Annotated in this window: 18 protein-coding genes; 12 read left to right on the top strand and 6 right to left on the bottom strand. The window is 47.7% G+C overall.

Going from position 1 to position 21,326, the window contains the following annotated elements:
- Nucleotides 1-28: 28 nt before the first annotated feature.
- From HP399_RS23055 to HP399_RS23025, 7 genes are all read left to right on the top strand, one after another.
- Nucleotides 29-1,264, top strand: coding sequence for an amidohydrolase (locus HP399_RS23055; protein ID WP_173619161.1), 1,236 nt, complete (start codon nucleotides 29-31; stop codon nucleotides 1,262-1,264).
- 16 nt (nucleotides 1,265-1,280) lie between these two features.
- Nucleotides 1,281-2,504, top strand: coding sequence for an amidohydrolase (locus tag HP399_RS23050; RefSeq protein WP_173619160.1), 1,224 nt, complete (start codon nucleotides 1,281-1,283; stop codon nucleotides 2,502-2,504).
- 34 nt (nucleotides 2,505-2,538) lie between these two features.
- Nucleotides 2,539-3,756, top strand: a complete 1,218-nt coding sequence (locus tag HP399_RS23045; protein WP_173619159.1) for an amidohydrolase family protein — start codon at nucleotides 2,539-2,541, stop codon at nucleotides 3,754-3,756.
- Between the two features lie 196 nt (nucleotides 3,757-3,952).
- Entirely contained in the window at nucleotides 3,953-4,627 is a 675-nt protein-coding gene (locus HP399_RS23040) for an ABC transporter ATP-binding protein (protein WP_106832967.1), read from the top strand.
- Nucleotides 4,590-5,768: an efflux RND transporter periplasmic adaptor subunit gene (locus tag HP399_RS23035; RefSeq protein ID WP_173619158.1), complete on the top strand. Its 1,179-nt coding sequence runs from the start codon at nucleotides 4,590-4,592 to the stop codon at nucleotides 5,766-5,768. The genes HP399_RS23040 and HP399_RS23035 overlap by 38 nt, the downstream gene beginning before the upstream one ends.
- Before the next feature lie 18 nt (nucleotides 5,769-5,786).
- On the top strand, nucleotides 5,787-8,669 hold the full coding sequence (locus HP399_RS23030) for an ABC transporter permease (RefSeq protein WP_217367707.1): 2,883 nt from the start codon (nucleotides 5,787-5,789) through the stop codon (nucleotides 8,667-8,669).
- Between the two features lie 4 nt (nucleotides 8,670-8,673).
- Nucleotides 8,674-9,567, top strand: coding sequence for an ABC transporter ATP-binding protein (locus HP399_RS23025; protein ID WP_173619156.1), 894 nt, complete (start codon nucleotides 8,674-8,676; stop codon nucleotides 9,565-9,567).
- 338 nt (nucleotides 9,568-9,905) lie between these two features.
- On the opposite strand, the gene HP399_RS23020 is transcribed toward HP399_RS23025, so the two are convergent.
- Nucleotides 9,906-10,793, bottom strand: coding sequence for a LysR family transcriptional regulator (locus tag HP399_RS23020; RefSeq protein ID WP_173619155.1), 888 nt, complete (start codon nucleotides 10,791-10,793; stop codon nucleotides 9,906-9,908).
- A 112-nt stretch (nucleotides 10,794-10,905) separates the two neighbouring features.
- Between HP399_RS23020 and HP399_RS23015 the strand changes: the two genes are divergently transcribed.
- Nucleotides 10,906-12,288: an MFS transporter gene (locus tag HP399_RS23015; RefSeq protein ID WP_173619154.1), complete on the top strand. Its 1,383-nt coding sequence runs from the start codon at nucleotides 10,906-10,908 to the stop codon at nucleotides 12,286-12,288.
- A gap of 12 nt (nucleotides 12,289-12,300) precedes the next feature.
- Here the strand turns inward: HP399_RS23015 and HP399_RS23010 are convergent, their stop codons facing one another.
- Nucleotides 12,301-13,185: a LysR family transcriptional regulator gene (locus HP399_RS23010; protein ID WP_173619153.1), complete on the bottom strand. Its 885-nt coding sequence runs from the start codon at nucleotides 13,183-13,185 to the stop codon at nucleotides 12,301-12,303.
- Nucleotides 13,186-13,318: 133 nt separating this feature from the next.
- Between HP399_RS23010 and HP399_RS23005 the strand changes: the two genes are divergently transcribed.
- Nucleotides 13,319-14,521, top strand: a complete 1,203-nt coding sequence (locus HP399_RS23005) for an MFS transporter (protein ID WP_173619152.1) — start codon at nucleotides 13,319-13,321, stop codon at nucleotides 14,519-14,521.
- 85 nt (nucleotides 14,522-14,606) lie between these two features.
- Here HP399_RS23005 and HP399_RS23000 read toward each other — a convergent pair whose 3' ends face one another.
- Nucleotides 14,607-15,434 (bottom strand): DUF92 domain-containing protein, encoded by an 828-nt coding sequence (locus HP399_RS23000; protein WP_173619151.1) that lies wholly within the window; start codon nucleotides 15,432-15,434, stop codon nucleotides 14,607-14,609.
- A gap of 246 nt (nucleotides 15,435-15,680) precedes the next feature.
- Between HP399_RS23000 and HP399_RS22995 the strand changes: the two genes are divergently transcribed.
- On the top strand, nucleotides 15,681-16,055 hold the full coding sequence (locus tag HP399_RS22995; RefSeq protein ID WP_173619150.1) for a nuclear transport factor 2 family protein: 375 nt from the start codon (nucleotides 15,681-15,683) through the stop codon (nucleotides 16,053-16,055).
- An 86-nt stretch (nucleotides 16,056-16,141) separates the two neighbouring features.
- Here the strand turns inward: HP399_RS22995 and HP399_RS22990 are convergent, their stop codons facing one another.
- Together HP399_RS22990 and HP399_RS22985 are read right to left on the bottom strand one after the other, a co-directional pair.
- Nucleotides 16,142-16,852 carry a B3/B4 domain-containing protein gene (locus HP399_RS22990; RefSeq protein ID WP_173619149.1) on the bottom strand — a complete coding sequence of 237 codons (711 nt, stop codon included), beginning with the start codon at nucleotides 16,850-16,852 and terminating at the stop codon, nucleotides 16,142-16,144.
- A gap of 77 nt (nucleotides 16,853-16,929) precedes the next feature.
- Nucleotides 16,930-17,553, bottom strand: a complete 624-nt coding sequence (locus HP399_RS22985) for an FMN-binding negative transcriptional regulator (protein WP_173619148.1) — start codon at nucleotides 17,551-17,553, stop codon at nucleotides 16,930-16,932.
- Between the two features lie 102 nt (nucleotides 17,554-17,655).
- On the opposite strand from HP399_RS22985, the gene HP399_RS22980 reads away from it, so the two are divergent.
- Together HP399_RS22980 and HP399_RS22975 are read left to right on the top strand one after the other, a co-directional pair.
- Complete coding sequence (locus tag HP399_RS22980; RefSeq protein WP_173619147.1) at nucleotides 17,656-19,035, top strand: MocR-like pyridoxine biosynthesis transcription factor PdxR; 1,380 nt, start codon at nucleotides 17,656-17,658, stop codon at nucleotides 19,033-19,035.
- 121 nt (nucleotides 19,036-19,156) lie between these two features.
- Nucleotides 19,157-19,933: a TerC family protein gene (locus HP399_RS22975; RefSeq protein WP_173619146.1), complete on the top strand. Its 777-nt coding sequence runs from the start codon at nucleotides 19,157-19,159 to the stop codon at nucleotides 19,931-19,933.
- A gap of 54 nt (nucleotides 19,934-19,987) precedes the next feature.
- Here the strand turns inward: HP399_RS22975 and HP399_RS22970 are convergent, their stop codons facing one another.
- On the bottom strand, nucleotides 19,988-21,229 hold the full coding sequence (locus HP399_RS22970) for an amidohydrolase family protein (RefSeq protein ID WP_173619145.1): 1,242 nt from the start codon (nucleotides 21,227-21,229) through the stop codon (nucleotides 19,988-19,990).
- Nucleotides 21,230-21,326 lie beyond the last annotated feature (97 nt).

Here is a 21,326-nt window from a genome sequence, read left to right as displayed (position 1 = left end):
AGAGAGACAAAGAGAGGGTGGATAATGGATGGGCGTTACCTATTGGTTGACCAATGTTCGTTTGGAGACGGGCTACCGTCGGGAAAACGGTGTCGTCACGGGGACAGAGGCATCCTTGTTTCACATTTTGGTAAAAGACGGAAAATTCGCGCGTATTGTACCAGCGACAGAGAAGCTTACAGATGGTATTTTGCAAAAGGATGCAAAAGGCTTATTGGCACTCCCATCTTTCGTAGAGAAGCATGTTCATTTGGACAAGACGCTTCAGGGAGAACCATGGCGGGCCGTCATTCCTGTGTCTACTATCATTGAACGCTGTGAAATTGAAAAACGTACACTGCCGGGATTGCCTACAACTACACAAGAGCGTGCGGAGAATCTGTTGGAGATCCTCTTGTCCTATGGCTCGACACACGTACGTACACATGTGGACATTTACCCGGAAGTGGGAATCTCCAATTTGGAATCAGTAAAAGCAGCATTAGCAACCTACGCGGATCGAGTAACCCACGAGATCGTGGCATTCCCGCAGCATGGCTTGTTGCGTACAGATGCAAAAGCGCTCTTACGTGAGGCATTGCGTCAAGGCGCGACTCATGTAGGTGGTGTAGACCCAGCTAATGTGGATGGCGATATAGAAGAATCCTTGCACCAAATGATGGAGCTGGCTGTAGAAGCAAACGCAGGTGTGGACTTGCATTTGCATGACCCAGGACATTTGGGAACCTACACAATGAAACGACTAGCTGCAATGACCGTAGACGCTGGCTGGCAAGGTCGCGTAGCAATCAGCCATGCGTTTGCGCTTGGAGACATCCCTGTGCCAGAAGCAGAGGAGATGGCGACGATCCTGCGGGAAGCGGGCATCACGATCATCACCAGCGTACCATTTAGCCGCGTCATTCCACCTGTGCAGCTGTTGCACCAAAATGGCGTAGACGTTGCGGTCGGCTGCGACAACATTTTTGACACGTGGCAACCATATGGAAATGGCGATGTATTGGAGCGCCTCTGGCGACTGGCAGAACGCAATCGTTGGCTGGATGAGTTGTCCCTATCTCAATCGCTGCGTTTTATCACAGGTGGCAAAACGACGTTGGATGCCAACGGAACACAGCTGTGGCCTGCACAAGGCGAAGACGCTAGCCTGATCCTCGTGGATGCGACCTGCTCGGCAGAAGCGATCGCGCGCCGTGCAGATCGACACGCAGTATTCTTCAAAGGCAATCTCGCTTCTGGTCAAGTGGATGAAGTGAACGTTTAAGAGGGGTGAAAAGCCGGTGAAATCTTCTCCTTATTGGATCGTCAACGCTCGATTGGAAATCGGGTATGAGTGGGAAGAAGGCGTGATCAGTGGAACGCGGACAGAGCTGTGCGATTTGCTCATTGAGCATGGAAAAATCACACGCATTGTCCCTTCTAGTGAAATTTTGGAGGATGGGCTGCCTAAAAAGGACGCGAAGGGCTTACTGATCTTGCCGTCTATGGCCGAGAAGCACATTCATCTGGAAAAAACGTATTACGGCGGCCCATGGAAGGCAACGACTCCCGTAAAAAACTTGTTCGAACGCCACACTGAGGACAGAGGGCTGTTGCCGATGTATCTCAAACAGGCTCAGACAGGAGCAGAAAATATTCTCTCGACGCTGGTGGAAACAGGGGTTACGCATGTAAGAACGCATTGTCATGTGGACCCACAGGTTGGTCTTGGGTTTTTGGAAGGAATGAAGAGTGCGTTTGAGACGTATGCAGACCGTGTCTCCCACGAAATCGTTGCTTTCCCGCATTATGGCATGCTGCGTACACAAGCGCGCGACATGGTACGTGAGGCACTGCGTCAAGGAGCCACTCATGTAGGCGGCGTCGATCCAGGTGGAGTAGACGGCGACATCGAGCGTTCTCTGCAAACGATGCTAGAGCTGGCAGTCGAAGCGGATGCCGACATTGACATGCATTTGCATGATCCGGGGCATCTCGGAGTATTTACGATGAAGCGCCTTGCTACTCTGACTGAAGAGGCAGACTGGCAAGGACGTGTCACGATTAGCCACGCGATGGGATTAGGCGATGTTTCACAGGAGGAAGCCAAAGAGATGGCGCAACGACTCGCCTCTCTTGGTATCTCTATCGCATCGACAGTGCCGATCAATCGCCCGACCATTCCGATTCCGTTGCTGCATCAAGAAGGCGTAGCGGTCATGCTCGGCAACGATAGCTTGACAGACAACTGGACACCCTTTGGCAGCGGAGACTTGTTGGAAAAAGCAGGACGACTGGCTGAACGCTTCCGCTTGACGGATGAAAGATCGTTAGGCGTAGCACTCGGCTTTGTGACAGAAGGGCGGATCACTCTCGACGAAACCGGGAATCGCCTGTGGCCATTGGCTGGAGATGAGGCGAGCCTGATGGCGGTCGAAGCGACATGTTCAGCAGAAGCTGTTGCGAGACGTGCGAAGCGCAAGGTCGTTCTTTTTCAAGGCAACCGGGTAGCAGGTGAGTGGTAGTACTACTTTTAAATAGAAAGGATGTCATGGATAGATGTCTACAGCCTATTGGATTACCAACGTCCGCTTGGAGAGCGGATACCGCAAAGAAAATGACAAGGTGGTTGCTACAGATACTGAAGTGGCGCATCTATTAATAGAAGACGGACGAATTGCACAGATCGTGAGTGGAGCTGCTCCACAAACCGAGCTGCCAACGAAGGATGCCAGCGGTTTGTTGGCACTGCCGTCATTTAGGGATATGCACATCCATATCGATAAAACGTACTATGGCGGTCCTTGGAAAGCCGTGACACCAGTAAAAAACATCTTGGGTCGACTGGAAGAAGAGAGCCAGCTCATGCCGAAGCTATTGCCAACAGCACAAGAGCGCGCAGAAAAAATGCTGGAATTGCTGCTGTCCGCAGGCTCCACCCATATTCGCTCTCATTGTAATATCGATCCGTACATCGGACTTAAAAACCTGGAAGCGACTATGGCTGCACTGGAGACCTTTAGCGGCAGATTACAGTGCGAAGTCGTTGCCTTCCCGCAGCAAGGTCTTCTGCGAAGCAACCAAGTGGAGAACATCCGTCAAGCCTTGAAGATGGGCGCGACCTACGTTGGTGGTGTAGACCCGGCGACAGTGGATCAAAACATCGAGAAATCGCTCGCTACCATTTTTGAGCTGGCAGTCGAAGCGAATGCACCAATCGACGTTCATTTGCATGACCCAGATCATCTCGGGGTGTTTACATTCAAGCGTCTGGCTAAAATGACCGAAGAAGCAGGGTGGCAAGGTCGCGTTACCATCAGCCATGCCAACTCCCTTGCTGACATCAGCCTGGAAGAAGCAGGTGACGTTGCTGAAATGCTTGCTGGCTTGGGCATTTCGATCACTTCCACTGTACCAGTGAACAGAGGGACGATTCCCATTCCATTGCTGCATGAAAAAGGTGTCTCCGTCTCTCTCGGAGACGACAGTATTACCGATCACTGGTCGCCATTTGGACAAGGTGACAGCTTGGAAAAAGCAGGTCGCTTGGCAGAGCGCTTCCGCATGCAGGATGAGCGTTCCCTGTCCCAAGCACTGGGGTTCATTACAGGTGGGAAAACGCCGCTGGATAAAGAGGGCAACCGCATGTGGCCGAATGTTGGCGACGAGGCGGATATCGTATTCGTTCATGCAGCCTCGGCAGCAGAAGCAGTTGCACGCCGTGCGAAGCGTCAAGCGGTCATGTACCGTGGGAATGTTGTTTCTGGGGCTTTGTAAAATCGAAAATGAAAGCGTAAAAAGGCAGAACCACAGGGTTTTGCCTTTTTTCTTTTTGTAAGTGGTTATAGTTTCCATAATGAGGAATTTATTTTCGTTTATCTTAGTTTATTCCAATTTTATTAAACAATGGTTTCCATTTGCGTTACTATTAATAAATCTCATATTTTTCAGACATATTTTCGGGGGTGTCATTTTGTCGTTCATTGCAGAGACAAAAAACGTAGAACGCACGTTTGGTAGAGGGGCAACTGCCGTCAGAGCGCTTGCGGGCGTAAAAATGCGTGTAGAATCAGGACGTTTGCTCGTACTAAAAGGCAGATCAGGGTCAGGAAAAACGACTCTATTAAACCTTTTGGGTGGTCTCGATCGTCCGACGGCAGGAAGCGTGTACTTTCAGGGACGAGAAATCGGCCAGCTATCGGATCATGAGAGAACGAAGATCAGGCAAAAAAACATGGCATTTATCTTCCAGTCGTTTGGCTTGCTTCCGCTGATGTCAGCCGCTGAAAACGTCGAGTTTGGACTCCGCCTGTCAGGGGTGCCTGCTGCCGAATGGAGGGAGCGTGTTCGCGAATCGCTGGATATCGTTGGGTTGTCCAAACGGGCACATCATCGGCCGTTTGAGATGTCCGGTGGAGAACAGCAACGCTGTGCGATTGCCAGAGCTGTTGCGAACAGGCCGACACTACTATTGGCGGATGAGCCGACAGCTGAGCTGGATAGTAAAACGGGCCTGCAAATTAGCCGTTTATTTCGCCAACTGGTCGATGAAGGTGCTATGAGTATTGTCATGACGACACATGATCCTGGTGTAATGGAGGTGGCGGACGATGTCTATGAATTGGAGGACGGTCGTATCAAGGAATAGCAAAATAAAATGGGCGTACTTGAGCGTTTTCCTTTTGTTGACGGGCTGTTCCCTATTCCCTAAGGAAGAGGAGGTTCTGGCTCCGCCATTAGTGGAGCCTTCGCCTATCAAATACGAGGTGGCAGAAGTTTTACAAGGGACGATCGTAAAAAGTGTGAAAGGAAACGCCTCCTTCACGACCGTGAAAACGGCGGAGCTCTCTTTCCCAGAGACGAAGGGACTGCGGCTGAAGTCGTTCTCTGTCCAAGGCGGCGATCAGGTGAAAAAAGGACAGGTACTTGCTGAATTGGATGCGGCTGAAATGGAGAGGTCGATCGAGTCGGCCCGGTATGAAGTGGAGAAGGCAAAGCTGGAGCTGCTTGAAGCCCAGCAGGATAATCACTACGAAGTCGAATCCGCCAAGCTGGACGTTTTGAAGGCAGAGATGAACGCCAAGGTAGACGAGACCAAGCTAGCCAAGATCGAATTGGAAAAGGTTAAGCTAGACTTGGCGAAATTGCAGGATCCCAAGAAGCAGCAGTACGTGGTGGAGCGTGCCAGGCTGAACGTGAAGCAAAAAGAGATGGACCTGAAGAACCTGCAACAGCGTTGGGCCGAGACCAAGCTGATCTCGCCTTTTGACGGAATCGTGCTTTTCGTAAGCAATCAACAGGTAGGGGATGAGGTGGAGGCGCATCAAAAGTTGGTAACCATAGGCGATCCGAACAAGCTGTTCGTGGTGTATACCGCTCCCGAGAAAGAGGCGCTGCAAGATGTTAGGGAAGGGATGAAAGTCATTCTCTCGGGCAAAGACGGCGAAAAAGGCGAGGGGACCGTTGTTCAGACACCCCTGCATGTCCCATCCAATTTACCAGAGGATTTGACGAAGCTGTATCAGAGAAGTCTACTCATTACACCGAAAATCCCTCCAAAGGGCTTGGAGATCGGGACAGGAGTTAGTATTGAAGTGATTGTGGACAAGCAGGATCAGACGCTTTTTATACCGAGAAAAGCACTTCATGAATTATCAGGTAGGAAGTACGTTCGGGTGCTCGACGGGAATAGCAAGAAGGAAGTGGACGTGGAGACTGGTATCATCACCCAGAGGGAGGTTGAGATTCGCAAAGGTCTATCGGCAGGCCAACTGGTTATTTTGGAATAGGGGGACAATTTCGTGGCGATGCTGCAAATGATCTTGCGGAAAATGATGAATAACCGCTGGCTGGTCGGCAGTCTGTTGATCGGGCTGGTCGTCGCTGTCGGATTGGTATCGAGTATACCCGCATTCACGTCAGGGGTACTCCAACGCATGTTGACCAAGGATTTGGAGGAATACCAGAAGAATGTGAACCGCTTCCCTGGTGGCTTACTGATTGGGGTCAATCAAAACAAACTGGGAAAGAATGGGGCGGCTCTTGTAGACGAAATGACCGCTCATCTGCAAAACGAAGTAATCGCTCAACTGGATGTCCCGGTGTATGCAGAAGTGACCGTTTTGCGGACCATTCCGTTTAATGCTATTCAAGAAAACATACAGCCGAAGAGCACGGTCAGTTCCGACAGTTCGCGGATCTATTCGCTGAGCGGACTTGCGCAGCATATGACGCTTGTCGACGGTCGCCTGCCTGCTGCAACCCCCGTTGATGGCGTGTACGAAGCGCTGGTAACGGAAAAAGCGTTAAAGGACCGCCGGATGGTGCTAGGCAGCTTGTATGAGCTGACCACGATCCAGGTAGAAGGACTCAAGGTGCGAATCAAGCCAGTCGGTGTTTTCAAGGAAAAAGAGGGGAACGATCCTTATTGGTTTGCTTCGACTAGTGAATACTCCAGTGGCTTCGTATTGGATGAACGGCTTTTTCGGAGTGTGTTTTTGGAAGAGAAAAATCTAGTCATTTCAACCCAGATGTATACGGCCTTTCACTATCAATCATTTCGGATCAGTGATACAGAGAAGCTGAATTCATTGGTGGCCGGAATCGAAGGGAAGCTGCAACAGCATGGATTGAAAAAAGCGGAAATCGACGTTCAGTTTCCGGCGGCTAGTCTTGTGGGCAAGTACAATGAGCAAGAGAAGCAATTCAAAACCATTCTCTGGTCTCTCTACATCCCCATTTTCATTATGCTGGGCCTTTATCTCGTGATGGTTTCGGGATTAATTGTGGAAAGGCAACGAACGGAAATCGCAGTGCTGGGCAGCAGGGGAGCCAGCAGAATGCAGATTTTTTCTATTTATTTTATGGAGATGGCCATTCTTGGGTTATGCGCCTTCTTGATCGGTCCCTTTGTGGGGATTCAGCTTAGTAAGATACTTGGCGTCTCGAATGGATTTCTCGAATTTGTCGATCGCAAAGGTTTGGATGTCACGATCAGTCCGGAAGTGTTCGTGTATGCAGCGTGGATGGTGGTTGCTTGTATCACACTTGTTTTGATTTCTGTGTTTCTGGCAACCAGGCAAAATATCGTCACGCACAAACAAAACATGGCGAGAATGAGTGGATCCGCCATTTGGCACCGGCTGTTTTTCGATGTATTGCTGCTTGCGATATCGTGGTATGGATGGTATTCCTATCAAAACGCCGCTGAAACCGCAGCAAAAACGAGCGAAGGGGCTACGGCCATCTCGATCGATTTCCTTCTCTTTTTTGTGCCCGTTCTGTTTTCGCTCGGTCTTGGCCTACTGCTTCTCCGATTATACCCGTGGCTCCTGCGTCTGATGTCTTGGGCAGGACGTTCCTTCTTCCCGCTTTCTCTGCATACGACGCTGGTTCAGGTAGGGAGAGCTCCACGACAGTATCATTTTCTCATGCTGTTTGTGACGATTACGGTCGCAGTAGGAATGTTCAGTGCAAGCATGGCACGGACGATCAATCAAAATGCAGAGGAGAGAATTCGTTACCATATCGGCGCGGATATTCGTTTGAAGGCAGAGTGGCAGAGCGACAAACCGGAAGTAACGGTCTATCGGGGAGGAAGGAATGCGGAAGAAGGTGAGGAAGCAGAAGTGGAACAAGCGCCTGCAGCTCCTCCCATTCAGTTTGTAGAGCCGGATTTCGAAGTGTACAGTCGATTGCCTGAGGTTGAGCATGCAACAAAAGTCTTTGTGAACGGCCTGGCGGAGGCTTCTTTTCGTGGCGATCCTGTGAAGGACATCACCTTGATGGGGATCGAGCCCAAAGAGTTTGCTAAGACCGCTTGGATGAAGTCTGACTTGCTTCCGCATCACTTCCACGATTATTTGAATTTGATAGCAAAAGAACCGCATGCCCTATTGTTGTCTCGCAGCCTCGCTGACAAGCTGCACGTGGTGGAGGGACAAACCATCCTGCTCGGTTGGGGGGATTCTCGCAGGGTTGAAATGATTGTGTATGCTATCGTGGATTACTGGCCGGGATGGAATCCTGCGCCTGAAAAAAGCACATATGGAAGCAGAATGGAAGAACGGTATTTGGCAGTCGCCAATCTCCCGTTTGTGCAAGACAAGATGCGTCTGGAGCCGTATGAGGTTTGGATCAAAATGAAAGAGGGATCGTCTTCTGAATCGCTTTACAAGGGACTGTCACAAGAGGGAGTCAAGCTCGCCATGCTGAATAATGCCAAACAGCAAGTGATCCAGACGAAAAACAGCGCCTTTTATTTGGGGCTGAACGGATCACTGACGCTTGGGTTCCTGCTTTCCATGCTGGTCACCTTTATCGGCTACGTGTTGTACTGGGTGCTTACACTTGGAGCCAGAAAATTGCAATACGGCGTGTTCCGCGCGATGGGAATGCCATTCAGACAGCTTCTTGCCATACTCGCATGGGAGCAACTCTTGACGTTTGGCGTCGCTTTTGCGATGGGAATGACAGCGGGCAAGCTGGCAAATAGCCTGTTTTTGCCTGCACTTAGTCTCTATTTACATGCCGATAAGCAAGTTCCTCCCTTTACCGTTATTTCGATGCTGCAAGATGAACAAATCATTTATACGTTCATTGCCGTGACACTGGTTATCGGAATCGGGATCGTTGGTATTCTGCTGTCACGGATGCAGATCCATCAAGCCGTAAAGCTGGGGGAGGACTAATCAGATGATCGTATGCGAAAATTTGGTGAAAATCTACAAGGCAAATGATCTAGAAGTGGTCGCGCTGCAAGGGTTGGATTTGCGTGTAGAGACCGGAGAGCTGATGGGGATCATTGGAAATAGTGGCAGTGGCAAATCAACACTTTTGAACATGCTGGGAGGGCTGGACCGTCCTTCAGCAGGAAAACTTTCCGTCGCGGGAGCTGATTTATTTCGATTGACGACTTCCGAGCTGGTTCAGTATCGCTTGCAGACCGTAGGCTTTGTCTGGCAGAACAACGCCCGCAATCTGATCCCGTATCTATCCGCACTGCAAAATGTGGAGATGCCAATGCTTTTGAGGGGCAAGCGAAAAAGGGAGCGCGCCCACGAGTTGTTGGAACTCGTGGGGCTGGGCCACCGAAAAAAGAACAAGCTGAGCGAACTTTCCGGCGGGGAGCAACAACGGGTAGCCATCGCGATCGCGTTGGCGAACGAGCCCAAGCTGCTTTTGGCAGATGAACCGACTGGCAGTGTAGACACTCGAACGGCAGCTATCATTCTCGATTTGTTTCAAGAGCTGAACCGTTCGTTTGGGCTAACCGTCGTCATCGTGACTCATGACTTGGAGCTGGCACGCAAAGTCGATCGTGTCGTAGCCATTAGGGATGGGAAAACGTCCAGCGAGTTGTTGCGGCGAAAAGGAACGGAAGAAAACACTTCCGAGTCTTCGGATGAGTCAGCTAACGAGGACACTCATGAGGAACTAGCTGTGCTTGATCAGGTGGGGAGGCTCCAGATCCCAATGGAGTACCTCCAGGCGATCCAGGCGGACGGCAAGCTCCGAATCGAGCTGGAAGATGATCGAATTATCCTAAAGGCGCCTGTAGCCTCCACAAAAACAGACACGCGAATGTGACGTGTCTGTTTTTTTGTTCAGCTAGTGGGTTATGCCTGCACCTAAAATGCATGGCACCAGCATAAAGGATCATCGCCCCCACAATGAGGGCAACAACCTCCTGTATATCGAAGTCGAATTTGATCTGAATGTAGCACACCATAGTCGGTAATCGGTTCGACGCCCGGGATTGGTTCGTCTGGGATCTCGCGCACTTTCATGTCCGACCACTTGCCGCTCCAGGAACATATCCTGCACGTTAATCTCTCAGCTGTAGGGTGCAACGCATTCTCGATGACGATCATACATTCTTGACTGTTGGTACTACAAGTAGGACAATCGTGAAGTTTCATGATTTATCACCTCTCAAGTTTGCATACATCCCCAAAATAATCGACAACAACCTCACGGAATTCTTGAGCGGCTCGCGAAATGTACCGACTCCTGTGCCATAATAATGCGATTTCCCGTACCAATTCGTGATTTTCTACTTGGAGATACTTGATTTGTTCACGAGAATCTCTTGCTGTGCTTGGTATGAAGGCTATGCCAATTTCTGCTTCCACCAGCTGGATTAGCCTTGCAGGTTCATCTCCCTCATACACATATGTAGGTGCGAATCCAGCTGACTTGCATATAGCGTCTACGAAATCGCGTGTACCGTACCCTTTCTTTACACCGACAAACGATTCATCCTTCAGTTCTGTCAAAGATACGATACTTCGGTCTGCTAGTCGATGTCCCCTTGGAACAGCTACGAGGATAGGGTCAATGAAGACGATTTGACATTCAATGTCATCGTCTTGTATCGGAGGGGAGGACAAGCAAAAATCGACCTCTCCTCTATGAAGAAGCGTAACCATTTCCTGCGTGGTGAGCATTTGTACATGGAATTGGATATCGGGCCGCTTTTTCCGAAACTCGCGAAGGATATTGGGCAGCGTGCTTGCAGTTGTCACCGCCAATTCAAGTGTGCCATGTTCCGGGTTGGACAAATCGCTAAGCTCTAGCTTCCCCTGTTCTAATTCAAATAAAGCTCTTTCCACACGGCAAAGGAATTTGCTTCCGAACTCATTCAGACGTAGCTTTCTCCCTTTTCGATCAAAGAGCGGGACTCCCAGATCCTCCTCTAATCGTTGAATCGTTTTGCTTAGAGACGATTGGGTCACATGCAGACTTCTCGCAGCTTCGGTCATATGCTCCATACGAGCTACCGTAAGAAAGTATTGCAATTGAAGAAGTTCCATGTAGCTCCTCCATTCATTCCTTTCAATCTATGAAATCATAACATGAAATGCGTTGGAGTAAATGTTTGATTTCCAGTACGATATCATCAAAACGCTTTAAGGGGGGATGAAAATGGGGACTCACAACAGGTGGTTGATGATTTCCGTTGGACTGGGGATATTATTGAACCCATTAAATTCTTCGATGATTTCTGTTGCGATTGCAAGGCTGCAAAATGTGTACCGTCTTGACTTCACTGTTGTTTCGTGGATTATTTTCTCGTTTTACATTGCGAGTGCGATCGCTCAGCCTGTCATGGGAAAGGCAAGCGATTTGTTCGGTCGTAAGAAGATATTTCTTACCGGGCTTGTCGTATCTTTCGTTGCTTCATTATTGGCTCCATTATCACCAAGCTTTGGGTGGCTCATTGTGTTCCGAATTGTGCAATCGATCGGAACAAGCATGATGGTTGCGGTTGGAATGGCCATTGTACGAATTCATATTACGGAGAAACAAGCGACTGCGCTTTCCGTACTGTCCATATTCCTATCCGGAGCAGCAGCAATTGGACCTTTTATCGGAGGGGTATTGATTCATTATTGGGATTGGTCTGCTATCTTTCTCATTAATATTCCGTTCGTGGTGGCGAGCTTACTGTTAGCCTGGAAGATGATTCCAAAGGATGAATCGGCAGCATCTGTTGCACATAACATGTCCTTTCGAAAATGGTTGGAGCTGATTGATGCAACAGGGATCATGCTCTTCGCAGTGGGTCTGGTTGCACTGCTCATTGGATTACTGTCAGCAAAATCATCGGGGCATGTCACATGGTGGCATATCGTGGTTGGAGGGATCGGCCTCGTTACACTGGGGGCTTTCGTACGACATGAGTTAAAAACGACGTCTCCGTTTATTCCTCTACGGACATTCGCCAAGTATCCTGCGATGACGTGGGTCAATATTGAATTCATGCTCGTTAACGTCCTTTTTTATTCGCTCTTTTTCGGGCTTCCGTCCTACTTGCAAATGGTTCGTCATGTCAGCGAGTTCCATACAGGAATGCTCATGCTCAGCTTAGGTTTATGCTCACTCGTTGTGTCTCCAATAGCAGGAAGATGGATTGATCAATCAGGACCTCGGCCGGCATTGTTCGCATCCGCCATGCTTATGACATTTGGGTCATTGTGGCTCGTGACGTTCAATCAAGATTCACATGTGATCAGTGTGTGTGTGGCGTTAGCAGCATTCGGTATTAGCAACGGGTTAAACAATGTCGGAATGCAAGCAGCCTTGTTCAAAAGCTCTCCAAAAGAAATCATCGGAGTAGCATCCGGATTATTTCAAACATCCAGATACCTGGGAACCATTCTCTCCTCGTTGTTGATAAGCATTGTAATGGGAGATAAGTTTAGCGCCGAGGGTTTGCAAGCGCTTGGCATTATCCTCACGACAATCTCATTGTCTTTGGTACTTAGAAGTTGGCGACGGGAATCAAGGCAAGCGGGGGAGTCGTAGATTCACTCATCCCTATTCAAAATCGCAGGCATGGTTCATAACAAATTGTTTGAATTTTTCAGTGGCAGGTGATAAATATCTCCCTTCTACCCAAGCAATTCCAATTGTCCGTTGGCACTTCGGGCTTTTGACAGGGATTTGTGTGATCTTACTCTGGTCCGTGCCCTTTAAATTGGGCAAAAGGGAGATTCCTAGCCCAGCAGCGACCAGTCCTGCAACGGTGTCTGCTTCTTCGCCTTCAAATGTAATCGGAGGTGTAATGCCAGCTTCTTGAAACAATTGCTCGACGGTGATACGAAGGGAGTACCCTTCTTTTAAATGAATAAATGCTTCATCTGCAATCTCTTCCAAAGTAATCGAGGGACGATTTGCATATTTGTGGTCTTTGGGGACAATTACAAAAAGTTCTTCATTCCAAAGCGGCTTCCATACAAAGGGAGATTTCATATCCATAGGAGCAAGTAGACAAAGATCAAATTCTCCTCCTTGCAACTGATTCATAAGCGTATGGGAGGGACCTTGTCCGAGGCGAAAATGAATGTTTGGGTAGTGGGAGCGAAAAGAAGCAAGTAAATCAGGGATACGACTGGTACTTAGCGTGTGCAGAAACCCAAGAGACACTTCACCCTTATCTGGATCAAGTAAATCCATGATTTCTTGTTTTCCTTCATGGAATTCCTTCATCATATTTTCGACTCGCTTTAAAAAGAGATGACCATATTTATTGAGCCGTATCGAACGTCCCTGACGGTCAAATAAGGGCACGCCTACTTCATCCTCAAATCGGGCAATCGAACGACTAAGGGCAGACTGGGAAATCGAGAGAGCTTTGGCAGCATGTGTCACGTGTTGGATTCTTGCCAGTGTCTGAAAATATTCAAATTGTTGCCATTCCATTCGAAAGCACCACTTTCCGTTCGGATTTTTCATTACATAAATGCATGAAAAACATGATTATAATGAATTATACATCATAGATAAATGGTGATACCATGAAACCATAATCATCCTGAAATGATATGGTGATCACATGATACAACAAGGCACGCCACTCTTCCGCAAAACCAGCTTTGCTTTTTTTGCTGCTGGTTTCAATACGTTTGCTATTCTTTACTGCGTACAGCCTTTAATGCCGGAATTTTCAAAAGAATTTTCGGTTAGTCCAACGACAGCAAGCTTTTCCCTCTCCATTACAACGATGGTTCTTGCCATCAGTATGCTCATTTTTGGGTCGCTGTCAGAAGTATGGGGACGCAAGCCAATCATGATCGTTTCCATGCTCGCTTCGTCTGTGTTTTGTATTCTCACAGCATTTAGTTCGAATTTTCATGTTCTCCTAGTATTGCGAACGATTGAAGGAATTTCATTGGCCGGTTTACCCTCCATCGCAATGGCCTATCTCGGAGAAGAAATCGAATCCAAAAGTTTGGGAGCGGCTATGGGTCTCTATATATGCGGCAATTCCATTGGGGCTGTGTTTGGCAGGGTTTTCTCTGGAATGATGAGTGACTACTTCGGCTGGCAGATCGCAATAGGGGGGATTGGTCTCATCAGTTTGGCTGCCACACTGATTTTTTGGAACGCCTTACCACCGTCACAAAATTTCAAAGCACGCCCATTCGTAATTAGAAAATTAGGTCTGTCTTTAATAGACCATCTAAAGGCTCCAAGTCTCATTTGTTTATTTGTCATCGGCTTTATACTTTTAGGGAGTAATGTAGCGCTGTTCAATTACATCGCTTATGTATTGCTCGAAAAGCCCTATTCACTCAGCCAAACATTTATAAGTTGGACATTTTTAATTATGATCATCGGAATGTTCAGCTCTGTCTGGATAGGAAAATTAATAGATCGTCATGGTAAGCAAAAGCTATTATTCATAAGCTTGATTCTCGCATTGATCGGCGTCTGCTTGACGTGGGAAGCGAATCTCATTCTAAAAATAGGAGGACTTGGATTTTTTACTTTTGGATTTTTTGGAGCTCATGCCGTTGCAAGCAGCTGGGTAGGACAGCTTGCTTTACAGAACAAAGCACAGGCCTCTTCCTTGTACTTATTTTTCTACTATACGGGCTCAAGTGTAGGAGGAACAATCGGAGGATTGTTTTGGTCCGCATACGGATGGGGAGGCGTCATCAGCATGAATGTCGGCTTTCTCCTGGTTGGCTTCATACTTTGGGCGTGCGTCTCAAAAATGGTACAGAACGCGAAGAAAGTGACGAAAATAGCCTAGACTTGTGTCCCAAAATAAAGAAACGGAAAAACTCAGTATCGTTTTTGTGATACGAAGTCTTTCCGTTTCTTTATATGTCAAACGATTAGCCAATTGCCAGCGCCAATAAGACGGCGAAAGCACCACCTGCAAGTGAGCCAACGACATTGACGGCATCGTTGTTCCAACCAGTGCGGCCGCGGATTCGCACGGCTGGTTTGCCGCAGTGACGAGCCTGCTCGATTTCACGACCGCAAGCGCCGCAACGGTACATTTGCTGCCATGTCGCACCGATCCACGAATCAACCAGTGACCCTATCATGCCCGCCAGTCCTGCTATGCCGATCCAGGCTGCCAGTCTAAGGGCAGGTGTGATCACATCCGGCGCGGGTTGCCCGGGAATTGCAAGCAGCAACCACGCTACAACGCCGATAAATAGTCCACCAGCCAGCGAAGCACCCATGCCCAGGCCAGAAATACCGCCAGAAGTGCCGGGCGGAACACGCTGACCCGTCTTGATCGATCTCGGAGGCTTCCGGCTTAAGCCGCCGATTTCTGTCGCCCATGTATCGGCTGTGACCGCCGCCATCACGCCGAGGAACGCGTACCACCATAGCGGATACGGCCACGCCCAATTTGCTACACATAACAGGAGCCCGAGCCCGCCGTTTGCGAGCACCTGGCCAGCATCGCGTCTCCCTGTTTTCTCATAACCGCGCTCGGCCTCTTGCTTTCTATGCTTTTTCCACTTGGACAATAAGGTGGACGAGACAAAAAAAGCGATGAGGGAGCCGAACCAGATAGGGCTTCCGAGTGCGTACATCATGGTGCCCAGTATCACTGCCGCCAAAAAGCCGGAACCAGACAGCGACCGTTTTGCATAAGCCGCTCCGGCAATTCCGACGCTGCATGCCAGACCGATTAACCACTCCACAGTTTTCCGCCCCCTTTTCTTTGAACTATTATACCTCAACGCAGCAGGCAAGATGAGCGGTTGAATAACGGATGTGGGAAAAAGGTTAATTGGGTACACAGAAGAAATAGTAAATACGAATGGCAAGATTAAAAGCATAGCAAGTGACGAGGAGGACGTACGAGGGGAGTTAAAAAGTGCAAAAAGTTGGGCATAGATAGACGTGTTGTATGAACGGGTATCTTATTAAAGAAAGGATGATTTGGTATGAAGACTTCTCTCAAAGAGAATGCGGTGTCGTTTTTGCAACTGGTAGCGTCGGGGAATGTGCGAGAAGCATACCAAAGACACACTGGTCCGAATTTCCGCCACCATAATCCCTTTTTCCGTGGCGATGCTCATTCGCTTATGCTCGCAATGGAAGAGAACGCCGCAAAGAATCCTCATAAGACTCTCGAAGTGAAACGTGCCATCGAAGAGGGGGAGATCGTTGCGGTTCATTCCCATGTGAAGCAAAACCAAGAGGATCTTGGGGGAGCTGTAGTCCATATCTTCCGTTTTCATAACGACCAAATCATTGAATTGTGGGATGTAGGCCAGCCCATACCGGATGATTCCCCCAATGAGAATGGAATGTTCTAAAGTCAGGATATGGTTGTTGAGCGAACGGGCATCGATCGTTTCATAAACACAAAGAATGGCAGCCAGTGCATTTGGCTGCCGTTTGTTTAACCAAAGATGGTCATTTCCTTAAGATTGATATCTAACACTTCCATCTTCACCATACCGCCAAGATGATGTGGCACTAAATCAGACAATTCTTTTAGCGCCATATGGAATTCATCGATTCTTGTTTCATCTATTAATTCAATACAGAGGAATGCATTTTTCGTATTTTCTGTTAGCATCGTCCGCTGAGCTTCACGCCAATTCCAGCATCTGCAGATGGCACCGTCATCATCTTTATAAACAATTTCCCCTTCATATGGCGAAGCATTTTCATCCTGTCCCAATGGGATAAACGGTTCGTTACCGTTTGCTTGTGTTAGCCGAATATCGCCTACAAAAGTATCGATATCTTCTCCACCACACGGAAGCCCATAACGCAATGAAATGGAATTATAGATGTCAACAAGCGGGTTTATTGTTCCGATCGGATTGCCATTTTTCACTCTTTTTAATAAAGCTTCAATGGAACACCTTGCCCCTTTCTTAGTCTTGAATTTCTGAAAAGCTTCTCGCCAAACGGAAATAACAGGATTACTACTGAATTCCTCTAGACGTAAGAATTTATGCGCTTCTTTCTCTGCCTCCTGCAGCAGCTTCTCGTATTTTTCAACGTCCCTAATTGAATTATCAATTCCTTGGCAAATCACGATGCCTATTTTTGCATGCGGAAATAACGACCAAAAATCATCTTCAATGATAAATCTAGTCATAACTATCTCTCCGTTTCATTTCACTTATTATGTTTTGGAGGGGCCTTTGGAATTTCGGAAGCCGTTCTATAGGCTGATCATTTAAATAACTCTTTCCGTTGCTCACGCATCCACTGAGCAACCTGAATTTCCCCTTGATCACTTGATTTTTCAAGCTCTGCCACAATCGATTGATAATCGGTGTTGTTGCGATTTTGGCTCATTTTGGCTGCCCCTTGAATAGAGGTGATTTCAATCTCAAAACCAACGATTCCTTTCATTTCTCTCTCAAGCAACTCAGGATTGAAGGTCTCCCAGAGCCGACCATTTTCTCGGTGAGATTCATAGTGTGTAAGCATAGAATCCAAAGCCGATTTCAGTTCATCCTTCGTGAGGATACGTGCTGTCCCATACGCATGTACAGCGAGATAGTCCCATGTGGGAACTTGTTCACTCTCATACCAGCTTGACGAAATGTAAGCGTGCGGTCCTTGAAAAATAAGCAAAACTTCTCTATTGTTATCCAACGTTTTCTTCTGCGTGTTTCCGTATGCGATGTGCCCAGTCGCATAGATTTTCCCTTCCTCTTCACGAATTTCCAACGGAATATGCGTAGCCAACGGGCGATGTTCATCAACCGTAATCAATAGGGCAAACGGGTTAGACTTCATCATTTGAACTGCCTCGTCATGATTCATCCGATATTGCTTAGGAATGTACACAGTAACCACCCTTTCAACTTGTTCTTGAACCAAGAGTATGATACAAACTGACATAAAAAAAGATACAATAACAAACAAATATACATGTCAGAAGGGGTGCAAATGAAAAATACCATTTTTACATTCAAAGATAACTCTCCTAAATACAAACAAATATACGAGAAATTTAAATCATTTATTGAACAAGGCGACATTAAGGCGGATGAGCCATTGCCCTCCATTCGTCAACTTGCAGATTCCTTGCATGTAAGCCGTAATACAACACTAATGGCGTATGAACAACTTGTTGCTGAAGGGTATGTTCGTGGAGAAGGCCGCAAGGGTTATTTTGTCAATGAGTTAGAGCCCGTTTTATTTCTAGAGGCCCGCAGCTCTTCTACTCACAAGCATACAGAGCCGGTACCACCTGTTCGCATTGATTTTCGCGCAGACATCGTCGATCAAGCGCATTTCCCTTTAAAAACATGGCGGAGGATTTCGAATCAAGTATTAACGGCAAAGGACAGCTTTCGGTATGGGGAGCCTTTTGGTGAATGGAGCCTACGTGAGCAAATCGCAGCATATTTACTCCAATCTCGTGGAGTGAGAACAGAACCAGATGCCATCATTATCGGAAGTAGTACCCAACAAATGCTTGTGTATCTCGGTCTTGTCCTGAAACATGATTTTCCTAGCATCATTGTCGAGGACCCTGGTTATGATGGCGCTAGAAATGCTTTTCAATTGAACGGTTTTACACTGGAAACGTTACCCGTTTATGAGACAGGTGCTGATTTTTCATACTTGGAACATATGAAATCACGATTGATATATGTGGCGCCGTCCCATCACAGTCCATATGGGGTAAGCATGCCCATTCAACAAAGGCATACACTCATCCATTGGGCAAAAAATAGGCAAGGATATATTATCGAAGACGATTATGATAGTGAATATCGCTATACCCAACAACCATTTCCGGCTCTCGCTTCCATCGATTCAACGAGAGTTATTTATCTCGGAAATTTCTCGAAGTGCTTTCTGCCAGGAATTCGTTTAAGTTATATGGTGTTGCCACAGCCACTTATCAACTGTTATAAAAATCAATTCGCACATTTCGAGAGTACCACTTCACTACTTAGCCAATTCGCAATGGCGAAATTTATGGAAGAAGGGGAGTGGAATCGCCATATTAAACGGATGCGTCTTGTTTATAAACGAAAAATGCAGCACTTCGTTTGTGAATTGAGGAAGCATTTCAAACAACGTATTTCTATCATTGGGGAGCAGTCTGGATTGTACGTATTAGTCAAAGTACACGTGGAGCGTTCAGAAGAATGGCTCATTCAACAAGCGGCCATTCAGGGAGTTAAAGTCTATCCGACTTCACTCTACTTCCTTAAAAACAAAACCGATCAACCAATGATGAAGCTTGGTTTCAGTAATTTATCAAGTGATGAAATCCAACGTGGTGTGAAGCTCTTAAAAAAGGCTTGGTTTTAAAATCCATTAACATAAACATATGTTTATATACTTATAAACAACGAGAATACAGTATACTAAAAAAAGAGAAAGGATGGATTTACCACAAAGAGGGATAGGACTTACATAAGGGGGGACTGGAATGGATTGGGCTATGATAGTGGAGTATGGATGGGTGCTACTTGTCCTGATTGGCCTAGAAGGGATCTTGGCGGCAGACAATGCTTTGGTGATCGCAATTATGGTGAAGCATCTTCCGGAGAAAGAGCGGAAGAAAGCTTTATTTTATGGGCTTGCTGGAGCCTTTCTATTCCGTTTCGGTTCGTTATTTATCATTTCCTACCTTGTGGACGTATGGCAAGTACAGGCAATCGGGGCAGCTTACCTCCTGTTTATAGCCATCCACCATATCGTGAAGAAATTTATATTGCGCAAAGATCAAAATAAGGAGACTGGCGCCGAGAAGCAAGGCTCTGGATTATGGATGACGGTACTGAAAGTGGAATTAGCGGACCTTGCCTTTGCAGTTGATGCTATCCTCGCTGCTGTTGCCTTCGCTGTGACACTCCCGGAGACGTCATTACCAAAAGTAGGCGGATTGGATGGCGGGCAGTTTGGTGTCATTCTTGCCGGTGGAATCATCGGGTTAGTCATAATGCGATTTGCCGCCTCTTACTTTGTAGGGTTGCTACAGCGAAAGCCTGGAATAGAGACAGCCGCATTTTTGATCGTCGGCTGGGTTGGTGTTAAGTTGGCCGTATACACACTGTCGCACCCTGAGCTAGGTTATTTGGCAGCAGATTTCCCAAAGTCGGTCGCGTGGAAGGCAACGTTCTGGACCGTTCTTCTCTTGATCGCTGTACTGGGTTGGTTCTTATCTAAAGAGAAGGAATCTTTCTCCAATCATCCAGCAGCTTAATATCCGATAAAGCATAAAGAGGCTTCGCCCAAATCGGCGAAGCCTTCCCATCTATTATCTGCCCGCTTCCAATCTCTCCAAAGCACCATGCACAATCTTTCCTTTAAACATAACAGCAGCCCGACGAGATTTTCTCGCAATCGCTTCCGCAGAGCAGGAGCTTTCTGCAAACACGATGCTTGCCGCGTCGCCAACCTTTGGCCATGCACGGTTGCCATCTTTATCGAGCGTTGTTTTTCCTCCGGTGATGAAGTACAAGGATTGCACCAATGATTTCTCATCGACCCAACGGTAGCGCTCAACCAGACGGTTTAACTTATCCAGCATATCGCCTGTACCATATGGCGACCACGAATCGTAGAAGCCATCATAACCAAGTGCGACTTGTACGCCTTTGGCATGAAGCATCGGAACAGGTGGCATTGCCCGATTAATCGGAACGGTCGTCATGATCATCGTTCCCAGCTGGGACAATCGGTCTGCCATGTCCGAGCTTTCCTCTATCGACACATCTCCGAGCGCAAAGGCATGACTGATCGCCATACGGTTTTGCCAGCCAGCTTCCTCGGTCAGATCGAGCAGTCTTTTGATCGTATAAAAGCCGAGTGTCCCCGGATCATGCAGGTGAATATCGACATCCGCATCTGCTTCCACTGCAATGTCCATCATTTCACGCAAGGAGCCTTCCAATTCATTATCAATCCCAGCCGGGTCCAAGCCTCCAACCAGTGTAGCGCCTTCCTTCATCGCTTGTCTCATCAAGGAGCTTGCTTGTGTGCGCAGGAGCCCCTGCTGCGGGAAAGCGACGATTTCATACGTCAGGCGATCGCTGTACTCTTCCAGTGCTGCACGCACACCCTCCAGGTTTTTCAGCCCGATGTATGGATCGATGTTGACGTGTGTGCGGACATGTGTGGCACCGCCTTTGATATGCCACTGGAGCATTGCTTGCGCGCGCTCCTTGGTCGTCCCAGTCATCAGCGGCATTTCTTTTGCTTCGAACTCCAAGCGATCAATCAGTTTTTTCGGAGGGAGGCACGATTTCCAGGTTGCGCCCGCATACGTTTTGTCCAGATGATTATGCTTTTCAACAAAAGAGGGGAGGGCCAATAAACCTTTTGCATCTTCTTGCGGTAAAGTGGTGTCGAGTGTTTCGTGCGCCGATACGATCTCTGCGATTTTGCCGTCTTCGATTTTTAGATGACAGATTTCTGAGAGTGTGTGAAAGACGCCGTCTTCTCCTGTTTCAAATCCTTTATCAAGACGAACGTTGGTTAACCAAAAAGCTTGCATCACTAGAAATCAGCCCTTTCTCTGTAGTGCATTTAGTGGATGAGAGTCCAGTCTAGCTGTCTATGTTAATTGTAGTGAATATTTTGAATAAGTTTTTTCA

Source organism: Brevibacillus sp. DP1.3A, assembly GCF_013284245.2.
Taxonomy (GTDB): domain Bacteria; phylum Bacillota; class Bacilli; order Brevibacillales; family Brevibacillaceae; genus Brevibacillus.
This window is presented reverse-complemented; position numbering and strand designations above follow the sequence as displayed.